The 16,834-nt window shown below is 67.1% G+C and carries 14 protein-coding genes; 10 read left to right on the forward strand and 4 right to left on the reverse strand.

Going from position 1 to position 16,834, the window contains the following annotated elements:
* The first annotated feature begins 121 nt into the window (after nucleotides 1-121).
* Complete coding sequence (locus tag OHA70_RS29890) at nucleotides 122-1,633, forward strand: CocE/NonD family hydrolase (RefSeq protein WP_328323107.1); 1,512 nt, start codon at nucleotides 122-124, stop codon at nucleotides 1,631-1,633.
* Nucleotides 1,634-1,637: 4 nt separating this feature from the next.
* Here the strand turns inward: OHA70_RS29890 and OHA70_RS29895 are convergent, their stop codons facing one another.
* Complete coding sequence (locus OHA70_RS29895) at nucleotides 1,638-3,161, reverse strand: hypothetical protein (RefSeq protein WP_328323109.1); 1,524 nt, start codon at nucleotides 3,159-3,161, stop codon at nucleotides 1,638-1,640.
* A 63-nt stretch (nucleotides 3,162-3,224) separates the two neighbouring features.
* A complete protein-coding gene (locus tag OHA70_RS29900; protein WP_328323111.1) occupies nucleotides 3,225-3,719 on the reverse strand; it encodes a DUF402 domain-containing protein in 495 nt (164 codons plus the stop codon).
* Between the two features lie 64 nt (nucleotides 3,720-3,783).
* On the opposite strand from OHA70_RS29900, the gene rfbB reads away from it, so the two are divergent.
* From rfbB to OHA70_RS29920, 4 genes are all read left to right on the forward strand, one after another.
* Nucleotides 3,784-4,779 (forward strand): dTDP-glucose 4,6-dehydratase, encoded by a 996-nt coding sequence (gene rfbB / locus OHA70_RS29905; protein ID WP_328323113.1) that lies wholly within the window; start codon nucleotides 3,784-3,786, stop codon nucleotides 4,777-4,779.
* 148 nt (nucleotides 4,780-4,927) lie between these two features.
* A complete protein-coding gene (locus tag OHA70_RS29910) occupies nucleotides 4,928-6,718 on the forward strand; it encodes a LamG domain-containing protein (RefSeq protein ID WP_328323115.1) in 1,791 nt (596 codons plus the stop codon).
* Between the two features lie 44 nt (nucleotides 6,719-6,762).
* Nucleotides 6,763-7,401: a hypothetical protein gene (locus OHA70_RS29915; protein ID WP_328323116.1), complete on the forward strand. Its 639-nt coding sequence runs from the start codon at nucleotides 6,763-6,765 to the stop codon at nucleotides 7,399-7,401.
* Nucleotides 7,402-7,505: 104 nt separating this feature from the next.
* Nucleotides 7,506-7,943 (forward strand): SUKH-3 domain-containing protein, encoded by a 438-nt coding sequence (locus OHA70_RS29920; RefSeq protein WP_328323118.1) that lies wholly within the window; start codon nucleotides 7,506-7,508, stop codon nucleotides 7,941-7,943.
* Between the two features lie 69 nt (nucleotides 7,944-8,012).
* Here the strand turns inward: OHA70_RS29920 and OHA70_RS29925 are convergent, their stop codons facing one another.
* Entirely contained in the window at nucleotides 8,013-8,525 is a 513-nt protein-coding gene (locus OHA70_RS29925; protein ID WP_328323120.1) for a DUF402 domain-containing protein, read from the reverse strand.
* A gap of 170 nt (nucleotides 8,526-8,695) precedes the next feature.
* Here OHA70_RS29925 and dxs point away from each other — a divergent pair, with 170 nt between their 5' ends.
* The 5 genes from dxs (at nucleotide 8,696) to OHA70_RS29950 (ending at nucleotide 16,363) form a co-directional block, all read left to right on the forward strand.
* The gene (dxs, locus tag OHA70_RS29930) at nucleotides 8,696-10,588 is read left to right on the forward strand and encodes a 1-deoxy-D-xylulose-5-phosphate synthase (RefSeq protein ID WP_328323122.1); all 1,893 of its coding nucleotides are present in this window, start codon (nucleotides 8,696-8,698) and stop codon (nucleotides 10,586-10,588) included.
* Entirely contained in the window at nucleotides 10,548-11,924 is a 1,377-nt protein-coding gene (locus OHA70_RS29935) for a hypothetical protein (RefSeq protein ID WP_328323124.1), read from the forward strand. The genes dxs and OHA70_RS29935 overlap by 41 nt, the downstream gene beginning before the upstream one ends.
* A gap of 139 nt (nucleotides 11,925-12,063) precedes the next feature.
* Nucleotides 12,064-13,407, forward strand: coding sequence for a hypothetical protein (locus tag OHA70_RS29940; RefSeq protein ID WP_328323126.1), 1,344 nt, complete (start codon nucleotides 12,064-12,066; stop codon nucleotides 13,405-13,407).
* Nucleotides 13,408-13,479: 72 nt separating this feature from the next.
* Nucleotides 13,480-14,958: an APC family permease gene (locus tag OHA70_RS29945; protein WP_328323128.1), complete on the forward strand. Its 1,479-nt coding sequence runs from the start codon at nucleotides 13,480-13,482 to the stop codon at nucleotides 14,956-14,958.
* Nucleotides 14,959-15,064: 106 nt separating this feature from the next.
* Nucleotides 15,065-16,363 (forward strand): hypothetical protein, encoded by a 1,299-nt coding sequence (locus OHA70_RS29950; RefSeq protein WP_328323130.1) that lies wholly within the window; start codon nucleotides 15,065-15,067, stop codon nucleotides 16,361-16,363.
* On the opposite strand, the gene OHA70_RS29955 is transcribed toward OHA70_RS29950, so the two are convergent.
* Nucleotides 16,360-16,830: a vitamin K epoxide reductase family protein gene (locus tag OHA70_RS29955; RefSeq protein WP_328323132.1), complete on the reverse strand. Its 471-nt coding sequence runs from the start codon at nucleotides 16,828-16,830 to the stop codon at nucleotides 16,360-16,362. The genes OHA70_RS29950 and OHA70_RS29955 overlap by 4 nt on opposite strands.
* Nucleotides 16,831-16,834: the final 4 nt, after the last annotated feature.

The following is a 16,834-nucleotide window of genomic DNA, read 5'->3' on the forward strand; positions in this document are numbered from 1 at the left end:
TGTCGCAGGCCACCCGGGCTGCCGTCGCACGGTTCGCCCACAGCGGAGATCAGGAACTGTCCGAGCGGCCTGCCATCATCTACCGTGTGCGCACCGGCACGCTCCGCTCACTGGAGGTCGCATGTCCAGTCGCTTCGCCCGCAGCGTCAGTTTCCGTACGGCTATCAGCCTCGCGCTTCTCGGGTCGGTGGTCGTCGCCGCACCGGCGCATGCGGCAGGGCCGGTCACGACCAACGGGTGCGTCGCGAGCGTGCCTGAGCCGGGCACGACGACGCCGGTGAAGATCTGCTACTCGTTGTTCCAGCCGGCCGGGGCGTCGGCGGCGCATACAGTGCCGCTGATCTTCCACAGTCACGGTTGGGGTGGCAGCCGGACGAAGGACGCGGCCGCCTTCAAGTCGTGGCTCGACGCCGGGTACGGCGTACTGAGCTTCGACCAGCGCAGCTTCGGGGAATCGACCGGGGTCGCTCATGTGATGAACCCGGATCTCGAGGGGCGTGACGTGGTCAAGTTGGTCGACCTCGTCGCCGGGCTGGACTGGGTGACCAAGCAACGGCCTGGTGACCCGCTGATCGGCGCGATCGGCGGCTCGTACGGCGGTGGCTATCAATTCGCCGGGGCCTTCGCGGAGATGCGGGAGAAGGGCCGGACTCGCTTCGACGCGCTGGCGCCTGAGATCACCTGGTGGGATCTCAAGGAGAGCCTGGCGCCGTCCGAGGCGGCCCGGACGATGTGGCTGGCGCTGCTCTACGCGGGTGGTGGCACGCATCTGCCGCCGGCAGTGCAGGCCGGGTTCGTCGCGCTGATCACGACCGGGCAATGGCCTACCGGGCAAGCGGGCCGGGACCTGGATGCGTTCTTCCGCCAGAACGGTCCGTCCTGGCAGGTCGCGCACGGACGGAAGCTGAACATTCCGGTGATCATCGGGCATGGGCTGCCGGACAACCTGTTCAACCTCAACCAAGGGCTGCAGAACTTCGACAAGGCGCTCACCGGGCGCGCCCGGTCGAGGTCGATCTTCGTCGGCTACAACGCCGGTCACACGCTGCCCAGCGTCGTTCCGCCGGGGTACGCCACGCCGGGGGATCCCTGCTCGATCGCTTTGGGCAGCCCGAACTTCGGCGCGCTGGAGCAACGGTTCATGGACCTCAACCTGAAGCACGAAGCGAGCGGGCTGACCGGCTTCGGCAGCTATCACCTGGCCACCGCGGATGGCCGTTGCCTTACGCAACGACAACTCGGCGTCAATACGCAATACCGGCTGGGCCGGCTCGGTGCGGTGACGACTGCTGTGGCCCGGGGACCGATCACGGTGGCCGGGGTGCCTCAGGTACGAGCTCGAGTGAGCAGTCTGGTGCCGAACGCGGCCGCGTTCTTCGCCTTGAGCGTCGGCACGACTCCGCTGGACGCGAAGATCGTGCAGAACAACACGATGCCGCTACGGGAGAAGAGGCCTGTCCACGGAGCCCGGCGCACCGTTGACCTGCCAGGGATCGCGGTCGACGTACCGGCGGGGAAGACGCTCTTCCTGACGGTCTCGCCGGTGGCCGACATGTTCGCCGGCCAGGACGGCCATGTTCCCGGTCAGCTTCGCTTGGACGACGTGACAGTGCGGCTGCACCAGGTCCGCTGACTGGCTACTTCAGTTGGTAGGCGTGGATCAGGGTCTGGTCGACCGTGGCTCCTGTGGTCCCGGTGAGCTGGGCCCGTAGGGAGATGTAGGTGCCTTTCGGAGTGCCGAACAGTGCGACGAAGGTGCCGTTCTTCTTGCGGATCACGGTGGCTTGGCGCCAGGTCTTGCCGTCGTCACCGGAGTACTGCAGCTTGGCTGACTTGGGAGGCGGCACTCCGTCGCGAGAGTCGGCTTGGAAGGGCAGGACGGTCAGCGGCGTACGGCGTACCAGGTTGGCGGCGTCGGTCTGCGGACGGAAACGGACTGTCTGCAAGGGCAGGTCCGCGTACCCGACGACAGACTGCGAGGAGAAAGTCCAGACCGCCGAGCCTCGCACCGACAGCTGCGACCAGCTCGGCCGCGAGTAGTTGACTTCGAGGCGGTATTTGGTGGCCTTGCTGGGCAGGTCGGCTGCTTCGAGTCTCAGGTTGGACGACTTCAGCAGACGGCCGTCGGCGTACAGCCGCATCGCCTCGGTATCGAGGGGCGAGTAGCCGGGGTGGCCGTCCTGATCGCTGTGGGACATCAGATCGAACGTCATCTGGTTCTCCTGGCGTTCAGCCCGGCCGAGTAGGCGCCAGGAGGGATAGAAGGGGGCGGCGTTCCATCGGCGGACGTCGGCCGTGGGTAGGTTGAGGCCGAAGAGATCGGTGCTCCGATCGCCGCCGCCCAGCTCGACGAACTCGACGTCCCACGGGACCGGATCCATGTAGTGCGTCACCGTGCCCGACCGGCGGAAACGGAACTCGGCGATCGCTCCGGGAATGTCACCCGCCGAGGAGGACACCTCCTTCAGCAGCGGCCGGGCGGAGGTTCTGGTGTGCTGTGAGACGACCTTCGTCAGGCCGGCCTCGCGAACGACCCGCTGATAACCGGTCGGAAAGCCCGAGATCCGCTGCGAGAGGTCGTAGCTGAAGGGCGTGTCGGCGAAGTCGCCCTTCGGCCCAGGGACGGCCCAGTTCGAGCTGATGTGGGATTGGAAACTCATCCCGGCGGGGATCGGGCCGACCTGTGCCGTGAACAACCGATGCCCTGGCTCGGCGTGCAGCGTGTCTGCCACCCCGGCGTCACCCAACCGCGCTATGTAATCCACCTGGATGCTGTCCATCACCCGGGCCGACTTGCGCGGCACCGTAGTGGTCACCGGCTTGGCCAGGCGGGTGTCTACGACGATGGGCTTGTTTCCCTTCACCTGCAGGCCTGGCTGGACGAGTCGGTACCTGTCCCCGCCAGCCGTCGGCACGCTGCTGTCGAGAAGGTAGAGGCCCTTGGGTACCCGCGTCCTGGCATGGCCGTTCGTGACGGTGATCGTGCCTGGATCCTCGCCTTCTTCGGTGAGCGGTGACAGCAACAGCTCGGCGTCGTGCGCGAGCCGGCCGTCCGGGCCGATCACTGTGAAGACCAGCTCGTACTTCGCCGGCGTCGGCGCCGCTCCGCCAGTGGTCACCAGTACTGCGGCCATTCCGGCCGCGATCCATCGCATTGCCATGGTCGTCCTCCCCAGGTCGTTTGCTGGTTGACGCTGGGAGGACGGTGTTTGTTGGCGGAGCTGCTAGCGGACCTTGTCGAGCCAGGTCTTGAAGACGGTGAGGAAAGGCTCTTCGGTGGCGACCGCCGTGACCAGCCAGTCGGCGGTGGCCTGGGCCTGCTCGATCACCTCGGGCGGGTAGCTGTACTTCACCTGGTGCTCGGCGAACTCGTCCTCGTCGTCGATGTAGATCGAGCCGTCGCGCTTGCGGATGACGTCCAGGTCGAGGTCGACCATCGTGACGACGTCGTCCTTGAACTCGACGAGCGTGGTCACGTCGCAGTAGATCTCGGTCGAACGCGGCTCGTCGTTGAAGATCGCGGTGAACCAGCGGTCGCGCGGGAACAGCTGAACATGCGCCTGCTCGTGGTGCAGTTCGGGCTCGTCGCCGCGCTGGGAGACCGAGTTCGGCGGGGCGCCGAGCCACACGCCGTACTGGTCCTCGCCCAGGTACTGCATCCACTGGTGCCAGTGGAGCTTCTCGTCGAACTTGCGATAGACCACCCGGACGTTCCGCATGGCGTCACCGTACCGGCGCGCCCGGTCACCGCGCCGCTGGATATCGGCTGGCTATCCTGACCGCATGCAGCGGATGCTCGTCACGGGTGGGGCAGGATTCATCGGCTCGAACTTCGTCCTCGACACGCTGCGGCGGTCCCCGGACCTGGCGATCACCGTGCTCGATCTGCTGACGTATGCCGGCAGCCAGCGCAACCTCGACCAGGTGTCCGACCGGATCACCTTCGTCCACGGCGATATCTGCGACGCCGCGCTGGTCGACGGGTTGGTCCGTGATACCGACGTACTGGTCCACTTCGCCGCCGAGTCGCACGTCGACAACTCGCTGAACGACCCGTCGCCGTTCATCCGGACCAACATCCTCGGCACCTTCACGCTGCTCGAGGCGGTCCGTCGCCACGACAAACGAATGCACCACATCTCCACCGACGAGGTCTTCGGGGACCTCCCGCTGGACTCGGACGAGCAGTTCACCGAGCAGACGGCGTACGACCCATCGAGCCCGTACTCCGCCAGCAAGGCGAGCTCCGACATGCTCGTCCGCGCCTGGGTCCGCTCTTACGGTGTCGCCGCCACCCTCTCCAACTGCGCGAACAACTACGGCCCGTACCAGCACGTCGAGAAGCTGATTCCGCGCCAGATCACCAACGTCCTGCTGGGCGACCGGCCGAAGCTCTACGGCGCCGGCGACAACGTCCGCGAATGGACCCACGTCGACGACCACAACGAGGCCGTCCACCGCATCATCGCGAACGGCCGTATCGGCGAGACCTACCTGATCGGCTCCGGCGACGAACGCAGCAACAAGCAGATCATCGAACAGATCCTGCAACTGATGGACCAGCCCGCCGACGCCTACGACCACGTCCCGGACCGCCCCGGCCACGATCTGCGCTACTCCAACAACACCACCAAACTCCGCACCGAACTCGGCTGGCTCCCCACCTACGACTTCACCGCCGGCCTCACCGCGACCATCACCTGGTACCGCGAAAACCCCAGCTGGTGGAAACCCGCCAAATCCCAAACCGAAGCCAAATACAAACTCCTCGGCCGCTGACCCCGCGCGTTACCTCCGTTGCACGTTGCTGCAAATATCCACCCTTCGATAGACACCGCCCGCTGCACGCCGCAGGCTGATCCGGCCTGCGACTACACGAGCCGCCGGCGATGGGGAGGACTACATGGCCGGGTGGGGTAGGCGACGCGTGCGCGGAGTCGCCGTCATTGCTGCGTTGACACTGGGGATCGCAACTCTGACCGGCCTGCAGGCCTCGGCCGGCTCACTCGACGACCCGCCGGTACCACCGGCCGCGCCGCAGATCACCGCGACCTTCAACGGCGCCGCGATCCTCAACTGCCTGGACCAGCCGACCTGCCCGCAATCCGCGGTCACCGGCGAGCCGATCACGTTCACGATCACCACGACGTCGCCGAACGTGGTGCGGCAGCGCTACCGCTTCAACTCCATCACCCAAGAGGTCGACGGCGCGAACGTCACGCTGTCGCTGGTCTCGAACGGTCCCGGGCTGCAGCAACTCGAAGTCCAGAGCTACAACGAGATCGGGCAGTTCAGCGCGACCTCGTACTTCCGTCTCAACGTCGGACCGCGCCCGAAGGCAGTCGGTTCGTGGGGGTTCGACGACGGCTCCGGTACGACGGCCGCCGACGGCGCTGTCGTACCCCATCCGCTGACCCTCGTGAACGGGGCGGCGCTCGACGGCAAGGGCCGCATCCTCGGGTCGGTGGCCCTCGACGGGACCGACGACTACGCCGAGACCGCCGATCCGGTGATCGACACCTCGAAGAGCTTCACCATCTCCGCCTGGGCCCGGCCGACGAACGCCAGCAAGACGGGCGTGGTCGCGGCGGTGGGCGGTACGAACAGCAGCGCGTTCGTTCTGTACTACGACGCGTCGGCCAAGCGCTGGCTGTTCGCCCGGACCTCGGCGGACGTGAACAACCCGACCCGCTACCAGGCAGCCTCCAAAGAGGCGCCCGTCAACGGCGCCTGGACGCATTTGATCGGTACCTACGACGCCGCGACCGGTGCGCTGCAACTGTTCGTCAACGGTCGTCTTCAGCAGAGCGCTAGCTCTCCGACCACTCCCGCCTGGCACGCCGCCGGACCGCTCACGATCGGCCGGGCCAAGTACGCCGGCGCGCTGACCGGCTACTTCGCGGGCTCGCTCGATCAGATCAACCTGTGGCAGCGGGTGATCGTCGCCGGCGAGATCGGGCCGCTGGTCGACCCCCGGCTCGGCGCCAGCGGACACGACCGGCTCGCCGCGGGCGTAGCGGCGTACTGGCCGCTGGACAACGCGATCAAGGGCTCGAACAACGTCTGGCACACCCCGGAGGCCGTCCGCGGAGCCGACCTCACCGTTGCGGGCGTCGGGTCCTCGAGCAACCAGTCGGGTGCCTTCGTCGACGACCCGGAGCGCGGCCGGGTGCTGCAGTTGACCGGCAAGTCCCGCGAGTCCGTCACGCTGAACCGCCCGGTCGTCGACGGCAGCCTGAGCTTCACCGTCGCGGTCCGGGTCAAGATCGCCGACCCGTCCAAGCCGATGGTGATCGCTCGCCAGGGGACGGCCGGGAAGGACACCTGGCGGCTGGAGTACAAGCCGGTCGACCAGTTCAGCAGCCAATGGATCTTCGCTCGGGGCGACGCAGCCTCCGCCACGGAGACGCTGGCGGTCTGGCCGGTCGATCGCGAGACGCTGTCCGAGTGGCACCTGCTCGCCGGTACCTACGTCCCTGCGTCGGGTGAGTTCGATACCACAAAGCTGGAGCTGACCGACAACCTTCGTTCCTTCGACGGCTCCACCGTCCCGTACGCCGCCACGCCGCCGCGAGCCGGTGACACCGTGGTCGGTGCCGCCCGTACGACCGGCAAGGCATTCAACGGCCGCCTCGACGATCTGCGGCTCTACGCGGGCAATGCGCAAGGACCGAAACTCTGCGAAGACTACCCAGACCTCGACAACTGCGGCTCCTAAGCTCTCTTATGGTCCGATGAACGTACGAACGGTCGCCGGGCAGCATGGCGACGGCTGAGCGGGTGCTCTCGGTGGTGGACGCCACCGAGGGCTGGGACACGGAACTCGCCGAGCTGGGGGCTCGGGCGGAGGCCGCGGAGTACGGGCTGGTGGCCGATCTCGAACTCGAGGTCACCTTCCGGGGACCGAGCGACCTCACCTGTTTGCGGGTCGAAGGCTTCGATGAGGAGGGCTCCACGCTGGCCGTGGTGGTGACGTTGCCACACGGGCTGGTCCGCGAGCGCGACCAGGCGCTCCTGATGCTGCTGCAAGAGGCGCTGGACGCCGCGGACACCTTCGCCGAGGAGTCGGCCCGTGCAGCCGACCTGTGGGCCGCCTGGCAGGTCATGGTCCGCCTGACGTCGGGCGGTACGCCGTACGAGCGCTGGATGGACGCCTACATGCTGGCCCACCACGCCCCGGAGTCCCTGCGCACCCAACCCTGCCCAGATTGCGGCGCGTACCAACTCCACCTCGAATTCGAAGTACGCGACCCCTGCGCCGACCACGGCACCGCCTACTTCTGGTGCAACGCCTGCCTCAAAGGCCCGATGCCCAATACCGCCCCGCTCCCACCCAACGCCCGAACAACCCCGTGGGGCACCCTCAACCCACCCAACTACAAAATCATCCCGGAGAGCTGAGGGACATCGCAGGAGCTGGAATCGCCTACCATCCAGCCATGCAATGGCTTCGGCGCACCAGACGACAGCCTGCGCCACCCCTAGCCCGTCCGAATCCTCAATCAGTGGCCGAGTTCGAAGAGTTGGGCGCGAAGTGCCTCCCCGCGGCTGGCTGGCGGGAAGGCCGGCAGGTCGACGCGGACAAGGACCGGCAGGCTTATCTCGACGATGGATATGAGTGGCCGGGTTTCGTCGACTCACTGCTGGCGGAGTTCGGTGGATTGATCTTCGGCGAGCCATTCGGCCCTTTTGGCGACATCCTGACGATCGATGCCGCCCTGGCGGTCTCCGGGATCTACAAAGAGCGGGTCGAGGAGTACGAGGAGTTTCTGAGGCTGAAACTGTTCCCTGTCGGTGTTGGAGCCCGGGGCGTCCTGACCGTTGTGCTCAGCCCAGACGGCTCGTTCCACGGCGGCTATGACGATCACCTGGAGTTCCTGGGCGGCACCGTGCGCGAAATGCTCGGCCGGTTGACCGCAGGCGGCGGCGTCAAAGTGCGCTAGATGTGCTCGGATGAGCGAGTCCGCCCAGCGGATCGGAGTACCGACAGAAGACTGTCGTCGAGGAGTGGGCTAGCTGGTGATGCTTAGGGCCCGGAGGTTTTCGAGGTAGGTCTTGTAGACGGTGGTGAAAGGCTCGGCGGTGGCGATGTTGGCTACTACCCAGGCGCAGGTGGCTTGGGCGGTGGCGACTATTTGGGGCGGGTAGTCGTAGAGCTTTTGGTGGGTGAGGAATTCGTCTTCGTCCATGACTTTGATGGTGCCGTCTCTCAGGAGGCGGATGTCCAGGTCCAGGTCGACTGTGGTGACCGAGTCGACGCCGAAGACGGGTGGGGTGGTGATGTCGCAATAGATCCGGGTGGGGTGCGGGGTGTCGTTGAATAGGGCGCTCCACCATTGGCCTCGGGGGTAGAGGCGGACTCGGTGGTGGTCGATCGTCACCCAGGTGCCGTCGGCTCGCTGGCCGCGGGAGCCGGGTAAGGAACCCACCCACAGGCCGTGTTCGTCCTCGCCGAGATTGATGGACTCAAGGAGGCGGTGTGGCTTGCCGTCGTACTTGCAGAAGAGTGTCCTCACCATCTCCATGGCGCTCACTTTAGGTGAGGGTGGCATCACAAGCGAGCAAGCGCGCTCCGGCCGGGTCGGGCTGAGCGTGGGGGAGTGTGAGAAACGCATCTGCCGGGCTGCTGAGTTCGGTTTCGTCGCTGTCCGTGCATAGACTCAAGCGTTCGAGGACAACCCTGCGGAGGAGCTCGATGCGCGTTCTGGAGACCGTCGAAGGCCCGGCGGACCTCAAGGCGATGGCCGACGCCCAGCTGCGTGAGCTGGCCTCGGAGATCCGTGACGTCCTGGTGGAGACGGTGTCGCGGACGGGTGGCCACCTCGGGCCCAACCTGGGCATGGTCGAGATCACGCTGGCGATGCACCGGGTGTTCGAGTCGCCGCGCGACCGGCTGATCTACGACACCGGTCACCAGACGTACGTCCACAAGCTGCTCACCGGCCGGGCGGCGAAGTTCGACACGCTCCGTCAGGAGGGCGGCCTGTCCGGCTACCCGAGCCAGGCCGAGTCCGAGCACGACGTGGTCGAGAACAGCCACGCCTCGACGAGCCTCTCGTACGCCGACGGCCTGGCCAAGGCGTACCGGCTGCGCAAGGAGGACCGGCACGTCGTCGCGCTGATCGGCGACGGCGGCCTGACCGGCGGGATGGCCTGGGAGGCGCTCAACAACATCGCCGCGGCCAAGGACCTCAAGCTCGTCATCATCGTCAACGACAACGGCCGCTCCTACAGCCCGACCGTCGGCGGCCTGGCGACGCACCTGACCAGCCTGCGCACCAACCCGCGGTACGAGAAGATCCTCGACCTGGTCAAGAAGAACCTCGGCCGCACCCCGTATGTCGGCCCGCCGATGTACGAGGTGCTGCACGGCGTGAAGAAGGGCCTCAAGGACATGCTCGCCCCGCAGGGCATGTTCGAGGACCTCGGCCTCAAGTACGTCGGCCCGGTGGACGGCCACGACCGGCAGGCGATGGAGGACGCGCTCGCCAAGGCGAAGGCGTTCGGCGGCCCGGTGATCGTGCACGCGGTCACCCAGAAGGGCTTCGGGTACGCCGCCGCCGAGCAGGACGAAGAGGACAACTTCCACCAGGTCCGGCCGAAGAGCAAGCCGCGCGGCTGGACCGACGTGTTCGCCGACGAGATCATCGAGATCGGCCACCGCCGGCCCGACGTGGTCGCGATCACCGCCGCGATGCTGCACCCGACCGGTCTGGCGGCCTTCGCCGAGGAGTTCCCGGACCGGATCTTCGACGTCGGTATCGCCGAGCAGCACGCGGTGACGAGCGCTGCCGGCCTAGCGATGGGTGGTCTGCATCCGGTCGTCGGTCTCTACGCGACCTTCCTCAACCGCGCCTTCGACCAGCTCCTGCTCGACGTCGCGCTGCACAAGTGCGGCGTCACCTTCGTGCTCGACCGGGCCGGGGTAACCGGTGACGACGGTGCGAGCCACAACGGCATGTGGGACATGTCGATCCTGCAAATCGTCCCGGGCCTGCGGTTGGCCGCGCCCCGCGACGGCAGCCGGCTGCGCGAACTGCTGAACGAGGCGGTCGAGGTCGACGACGCCCCGACCGTACTGCGCTACGCCAAGGGCGAGGTCTTCCCCGACATCGAGGCCATCGACCGCGTCGGCGGCTGCGACGTCCTGGTCCGAACCGGTACCGACGTCCTCATCATCGGCATCGGTTCGATGGCCGCCACCGCGGTCGACGTCTCGCAAAGGTTGCAGCAACAAGGCTTCGGCGTCACCGTCGTCGACCCCCGCTGGGTGAAGCCGGTCGACCCGAAGCTGGTCGAGCTGGCCGGCCAGCACAAGTTCGTCGTCATCATCGAGGACAACGGCCGGGTCGGCGGCTGTGGTGCGGCGATCTCGCAGACGCTGCGCGACGCGGGCGTGACGACGCCGGTCCGCGACTTCGGCATCCCGCAGAAGTTCCTCGAGCACGCCAAGCGGGACAAGATCCTGCAGGAGATCGGTTTGACCGGCCAGGGGCTGGCCCGGGACGTGATAGAGATGATCGCCAAGCAAGGGGACGCGATCACCAGTGAGTCAGACACCGCGAGCGGCAGGCCGGGCGGGGCCTGACGGGGGACCGGCGAGGGGCCGTCACTCGGCGGCCCCCCGGCAGCGACGGCTGTGGCCGCTGCTGCTCTCGCTGGTTCTCATCGCCGGCGCTGTCGCCGGCGGTCTCGCCCTGCACCAGTCCAGCGCCGATGGCCAGGCGAACCTCGCCACGCCCAATCCGTCCGGTTCGCCAGAGGTCGACGAGACCGCCCGCGCGGCCGGCGTCAACAAGGTGCTGGTCCGACGCGCGCAGGCGATCCGGAACAACGACGAGGCCGAGTTCCTGCAGGACGTGGACCCGGCGGACAAGCTGCTCGTCGCCCGGCAGAAGCTGCTCTTCGAGAACCTGCGGCAGTTCGGGTTCGCGAGCCTGAGCTACGAGCAGCTCCGTGAGCAGTTCGACCAGCGGCTCGTCGACAAGTACGGGCCGTCGACGTACCTGGTCGGCGTGGCGATGACGTACCAGATCAAGGGCATCGACCCGCAGCCGGTCCGGACGATGCTCGGCTACACGTTCACCCAGAAGCGCGGCGGCAGTTGGCAGTTGGTGTCCGACTCGGACATGGACCACCTGCTCCCGCGCGGATCGCACCAGGAGGCTTGGGATCTCGGCGAGGTCCTGGTGAAGCGCGCGCCCCGGGTGCTGATCGTGGTCGAGCGCAACGAGGCCAAGCTCGCCGACAACCTCGCGGCGAAGGCGGTGAGCGCGGTCCAGGCGGTCAGCAAGGCCTGGCCCGGCGGCTGGACGGGCTCGGGCGTGGTGATCGCGCTGGACGACAAGATCGTCCGGGGCGCCGACTACACCGTCCCGAAGAACGCCGAGGACGCGCTCGCGATGGCGACCTGGGTGTACCGGACGCTGCCCGGTGAGACGACGGAGCTGGGGGAGCGAGCCGACTCGTACGTCGTGATCAACCCGCGCAACCGCGACAAGATCGACGCGCGCACGCTGGCGCACGAGTTCACGCACGTGGCGACCGCGCCCTACGGGGCCTACGCGCCGCGCTGGCTGGTGGAGGGCGCAGCGACGTACGTCGAGTTCCTGCCGATGGCCGGCGAGGAGAACCTCGCGCTGGACAAGTACCGCAAAGAGGTCCAGACCAAGTACCTGGCGAAGGCGAAGAGCCTGCCCACGGACAACGTGTTCTTCAAGGACTCGGACAGCTCGTACCCGATGTCCTGGCTCGCCGTCGACTACCTGTTCCAGCACTTCGGCGCGGTCGAGGTCGGCACGCTGTACCAGGAGATGGCCTCGCTCGGCTCGACCCAGGCCGAGCGCAACCGGATCATGCTGGAGCACCTGAATCTCACCGAAGGCCGGCTCTTCCTCCAGCTCAAAAAGGAAGCGGGCAGCTAGGGGCAAGTTGTATACCCGGCGTGTCGGTGGTGGAAACGGCTGGACCGAGTAGGGTAGCCGGGCTGTAGCAGGACGGGCGGACCGGAGGAATCGACCCGACGTGAGTTCCACACCACCTAGTGCCGCACCGTCCGGCACTATGGCTCCGCCCCACGGGCCCCGCCGCTGGCTGGGCCTGCTGATTGCTGTGGCCGTGGTCTCCGCCGGCGTCGTCTACGCGGTCGAGGACCGGGAGCAGGATGCCCGGGCCAGGCCCAGCGCGCCCCTCACCAAGACCCCGACGACGCAACCGAACAACGGTAAGAAGCCGCCGTCCAAGACGGCTGCCGCGGTCGCGGCCCGCCGGCTGGCCGTCGACACGATCCTGCTGCGCCGCGCCAAGGCCGTCCGGACCGTCAACGAGAAGATGTTCCTGGAGGACGTCGACCCGGCGAACACGAAGCTGCGGCAAGAGCAGAAGGTGCTGTTCGCGAACCTGGTCGAGCTCGGCCTGGACGAGATCGGCTACAGCCAGGCCGAGGAACGGTTCGACCAGAAGGCGGTCAAGGCGCACGGCCCTTCGACGTACCTGGTCCGGGTGCTGATGCGGTACCAGATCCACGAGGTCGACCTGACGCCGGTGACCACCGAGCTCGGCTACACCTTCGTGCATCGCGGCGGCCGCTGGATCATGGCCGACGACAACGATCTCGACGACGAGCTCGGCCCGGGCGCGCACCAGGAAGCGTGGGATCTGGGCCGCTTCGAGGTGCATCGCGCACCCCGTGTGCTCGTGCTGGTCGACAAGGGTGACACCCAACGCGGCCGCTCGATCGTCACCGAGGCCACCGAGGCGCTCGGCGAGGTCACGGCCTACTGGCCGCGCAAGTGGCGTGGCTCCGTGCTGATCGCCGCGCTGGACGACGCCGATGTCCGCGACGCGCGGTTCAACGACGAGGACGTGGAGTCCGCCGCGAGCGCCGGGTCGACCTTCTCGTCGCTGCCCGGTCAGGACACCGCCGACGGTACGGTCGCCGGTGCCTACATCGTGGTCAATCCCAAGGAACGCGACCGCGTCGACGAGATCCTGCTGTCGCATGAGATCACTCACGTCGCCACGGCCGACCTCGGTGGGTACGAGCCGTTGTGGCTGGCCGAGGGCGCAGCGGAGTACGTGTCCTGGCGTGGGATCGAGGCGATCAGCGGACCTGGCGAGGTCGGCAAGTGGGAGCAGGAAGTCATCGACGACGCCCTGCCGTTGCTCAGCGCGCTGCCGTCCGATCAGGGCTTCTACAACAACACCGCCGACGTGTACGGCGTGAGCTGGCTGGCTGTCCGCTTCCTGGTGAAACGGCTTGGACTGGCGGCTGTCGAGGACCTGTACGAGGATCTGGCTAAGCATGGAACCGATCAGGCGTCGCGGGACCGGATCCTCCTGACTCGCACCGGGTTCACCGAGGCGACACTCTGGATCTACCTTAAGGACTACGAGCCTCAACGCTGAGTGGCGGTTTGACCTCAACCCGTCAGCTTGGCAGGCTCGGAGGGTTCCGTCCGAGTTTGAGGAGGCGTACAGATGAGTCTGTTGCGAACCAAGACGATCGAGCAGTCGATCGCGGACACCGACGAGCCGGAGTACCAGCTCAAGAAACGCCTCACCGCCCTCGACCTGACCGTCTTCGGCATCGGCGTCATCATCGGCGCCGGCATCTTCACCCTGACCGGCCGGGCCGCCAAGGCCTACGCGGGTCCGGGCATCGCGTTGTCGTTCGTGTTCGCGGCGATCTGCTGCGCGCTGGCGGCGCTGTGTTACGCGGAGTTCTCGTCGACCGTGCCGGTCTCCGGTTCGGCGTACACGTTCTCCTACTTCTCGCTGGGCGAGATCTTCGCCTGGATCATCGGCTGGGACCTGCTGCTCGAGTTGATGCTCGGGGCAAGCGTCGTCTCCCAGGGCTGGTCCACCTACGCGAAGCTCTTCCTCGACGAGATAGGACTGGGCTGGCCCGACTCGATCGGGCCGGACGCCCACGTCAATGTGCTGGCGATGCTGTTGGTGATCGTGCTGACCATCTTGGCGACGGTCGGCATCAAGGAGTCGCTGCGGGTCAACCTCGTGCTGGTCGCGGTCAAGCTGTTCGTCGTGCTGTTCGTGATCATCGCCGGGCTGTTCTACATCAAGAGCTCGAACCTGACTCCGTTCATCCCGCCGGCGGTGCCGGCCCCGAACCATGACGCCACCATCACGACGCCGCTGATCCAGTGGATCTTCGGGGCGCCGTCGACGTTCGGCGTGATGGGCCTGGTCTCGGGCGCGTCGCTGGTGTTCTTCGCGTTCATCGGCTTCGACGTGGTCGCGACGACCGCGGAAGAGGCGAAGAACCCGCAGCGCGACCTGCCCCGCGGCATCCTCGGCTCGCTGGCGATCTGCACGGTGCTCTATGTGCTGGTCTGCATCGTCATCACCGGCATGGTCAAGTACACCGATATCAGTGGTGAGGCGGCGCTGGCGGAGGCCTTCCGGTCGGTCGGTAAGCCGGGCTTCGCGACGCTCATCTCGGCCGGCGCGGTCGCCGGTCTGACCACCGTCGTGCTGACGCTGATGATCGGCGCCGCGCGCGTCGTCTTCGCGATGAGCCGGGACCACCTGGTGCCGGCCAGGCTGGGCAAGACGCACCCGAAGTTCGGTACTCCGTACCGCCTCACGATCGGTATCGGCGTGACGGTCGCGATCGTGGCCGGGGTGACGCCGATCGGCAAGCTCGAGGAGATGGTGAACATCGGCACGCTGGCCGCGTTCACGCTGGTCTCCATCGCGGTGCCGCTGCTGCGCCGGAGCCGTCCGGACATCGAGCGCTCGTTCAAGGTGCCGGGCAACCCGGTGGTACCGATCATCGCCGCGGCGATCTGCATCTACCTGATGCTGAACCTGTCGCTGGAGACCTGGATCCGGTTCCTGGTCTGGATGGTGCTGGGCTTCGCCGTCTACGCCCTCTACGGCTACCGCAAGAGCCGCGTCGGCGAGACGGAGCGCACCGGCGAGAGCACCAGAGCGTAGTCGGGCAGGGCCGCGTCCTCAGGATCCATTCCGGGGACGCGGCCCTTTCGACGGTTTTGGGGAGTAATATCCGTCCGGCCGGATCGGGCCGGGCGAGGAGCTGGACATGACGATGCAGCGGGGACGCCTGTTCGCGGGCGCTACCGTGCTGGTCCTGGCGAGTGCCGTCGGCGTCGTCGTGGTGACCAAACCGGACGGCAAGAGCGCCCCGGGCGGTACTGCGGCCGCTGCCGAGGCCACCCTCAAGACCCCGTCGCCGACGTCCCGGACGGCCGCGCTGAACGCGATTCTGGCGCAGCGTGCGACCGCGGTCCTCAAGGACGACGTGAAGGGGTTCATCGCCTCGGTCGACCCCAAGCAGCCGAAACTCGTGGCCGAGCAGCGGGTGCTGTTCGGCAACCTGCGGCAGTTCGACTTCACCACCCTGCGGTACTTCGTCGCCGACGAGCGGGTCGCGCCGACGATGATCCAGAAGTTCGGCAAGACCGCCTTCACCACCCGCGTGATGATGCGCTACGAACTCACCGGGCTCGACCCGAAGCCGGTGCAGACGGACCTCGGCTACACCTTCGTACTCCGCTCCGGCCGCTGGATCCTGGTCGCCGACGACGCGATCGAGGAGGCACTGAGCGAGGACGGCCACCGCCAGCCGTGGGACTTCCAGCCGGTCAAGGTGGTCCACCGCGGCACGGTCACCGTCGTGGTGGACAAGAAGGAAATCCCGATGGGCAAGAAGATCGCCGGCATCTCGCAGGACGCCGTCGCCGCCGTCCGCCGGCACTGGCCGCGGCCCTGGAACGGCAAGGTGCTGGTGGTCGCGATGCCGGAGCCGCGGGTGATGTCGATGCACTGGACGACGGGCACCGGCAACGGCTGGACGATCGCGGCCAAGGCCGTCACGCTGTACGACGGTGAGCCGCTGAGCGTGAAGGCGGTCGCACCGGTGGGCAGCAGGATCGTGATCAACCCGGCCGTCCGCAAGAGCCTCGACGAGGATCTGCTCGTGCACGAGATGACGCACGTCGCCACCGTGCCGACCGGTCTCGGTACGCCGACGTGGCTGGTCGAAGGTCTCGCCGAGTACGTGCGGTGCCGGTCGATCGAGGACGACCCGCAATGGACCGTCGATCCCTACCGCAGGACGGTCAAGACGAAGTACCTGCCGTCGATGAAGGTGCTGCCGGGAGAAGCGGAGTTCGACGCGAACGGCGACCGCTCGTACGGGCAGGCCTGGTGGGCGACGGAGTACCTGGTCTCCACCGAGGGCGTGAAGGGGATGGCGGCGCTCTACCTGGATCTCGCCCAGCACGGGGTCAGCCCGGCCGCCGATGCCACGATCATCAAGAAGCACACAGGCAAGACGACGGCCGAGCTGGTCACCGCGGTGAAGAAGTTCCGGGGCTAGTCGTCAAGCGGTGGTAGTGCCTGACGGATGACGACCAAGCCGAACAGGATGATCGTCAGGCCATGGACGACCGTGCACCACAGGCAGATCGCGTCGATCTGGAACAGCTCGGCCCAGATCAGGTAGCAGACGAAGACCACTCCGACGACTACGGCCGCCAACCGCAGCCGACTCGGCCACGAGGACGTAGTACGCCAGAGCGGTGGCAACGAGAGCGCCGTCATCCCGACGAAGAACAGCAGGCCGAGCAGCGCGACCGGGATGCCGAACAGCTTCGAGTACTGGCTGCTGGTGACCTTCATGCAGTTCACGACACCCGTGTCCGGGCAGGCAAGCGTCGTACCGGCGGTGAAGTGCTCGTAGGTCAGGTACGCCGCCACCGCGACCCCGGCGACGGAGAGCACCAGGGTCGTCCAGGGGAGCCAGCCGAGCGACTTGCGCTCCGTCGTCGTGACACCGGCGCTCATCTGG

It is taken from the genome of Kribbella sp. NBC_00382 (assembly GCF_036067295.1).
Lineage (GTDB): Bacteria > Actinomycetota > Actinomycetes > Propionibacteriales > Kribbellaceae > Kribbella.

Bases quoted from the DNA above. Each gene is read 5' to 3' on its own strand.
- rfbB (WP_328323113.1), top strand. From the start codon at position 3,784: ATGCAGCGGATGCTCGTCACGGGTGGGGCAGGATTCATCGGCTCGAAC.
- OHA70_RS29940 (WP_328323126.1), top strand. From the start codon at position 12,064: ATGGCTCCGCCCCACGGGCCCCGCCGCTGGCTGGGCCTGCTGATTGCT.
- OHA70_RS29925 (WP_328323120.1), bottom strand. From the start codon at position 8,525: ATGGAGATGGTGAGGACACTCTTCTGCAAGTACGACGGCAAGCCACAC.
- OHA70_RS29945 (WP_328323128.1), top strand. From the start codon at position 13,480: ATGAGTCTGTTGCGAACCAAGACGATCGAGCAGTCGATCGCGGACACC.
- OHA70_RS29915 (WP_328323116.1), top strand. From the start codon at position 6,763: ATGGCGACGGCTGAGCGGGTGCTCTCGGTGGTGGACGCCACCGAGGGC.
- OHA70_RS29955 (WP_328323132.1), bottom strand. From the start codon at position 16,830: ATGAGCGCCGGTGTCACGACGACGGAGCGCAAGTCGCTCGGCTGGCTC.
- OHA70_RS29900 (WP_328323111.1), bottom strand. From the start codon at position 3,719: ATGCGGAACGTCCGGGTGGTCTATCGCAAGTTCGACGAGAAGCTCCAC.
- OHA70_RS29950 (WP_328323130.1), top strand. From the start codon at position 15,065: ATGACGATGCAGCGGGGACGCCTGTTCGCGGGCGCTACCGTGCTGGTC.
- OHA70_RS29890 (WP_328323107.1), top strand. From the start codon at position 122: ATGTCCAGTCGCTTCGCCCGCAGCGTCAGTTTCCGTACGGCTATCAGC.
- dxs (WP_328323122.1), top strand. From the start codon at position 8,696: ATGCGCGTTCTGGAGACCGTCGAAGGCCCGGCGGACCTCAAGGCGATG.
- OHA70_RS29895 (WP_328323109.1), bottom strand. From the start codon at position 3,161: ATGGCAATGCGATGGATCGCGGCCGGAATGGCCGCAGTACTGGTGACC.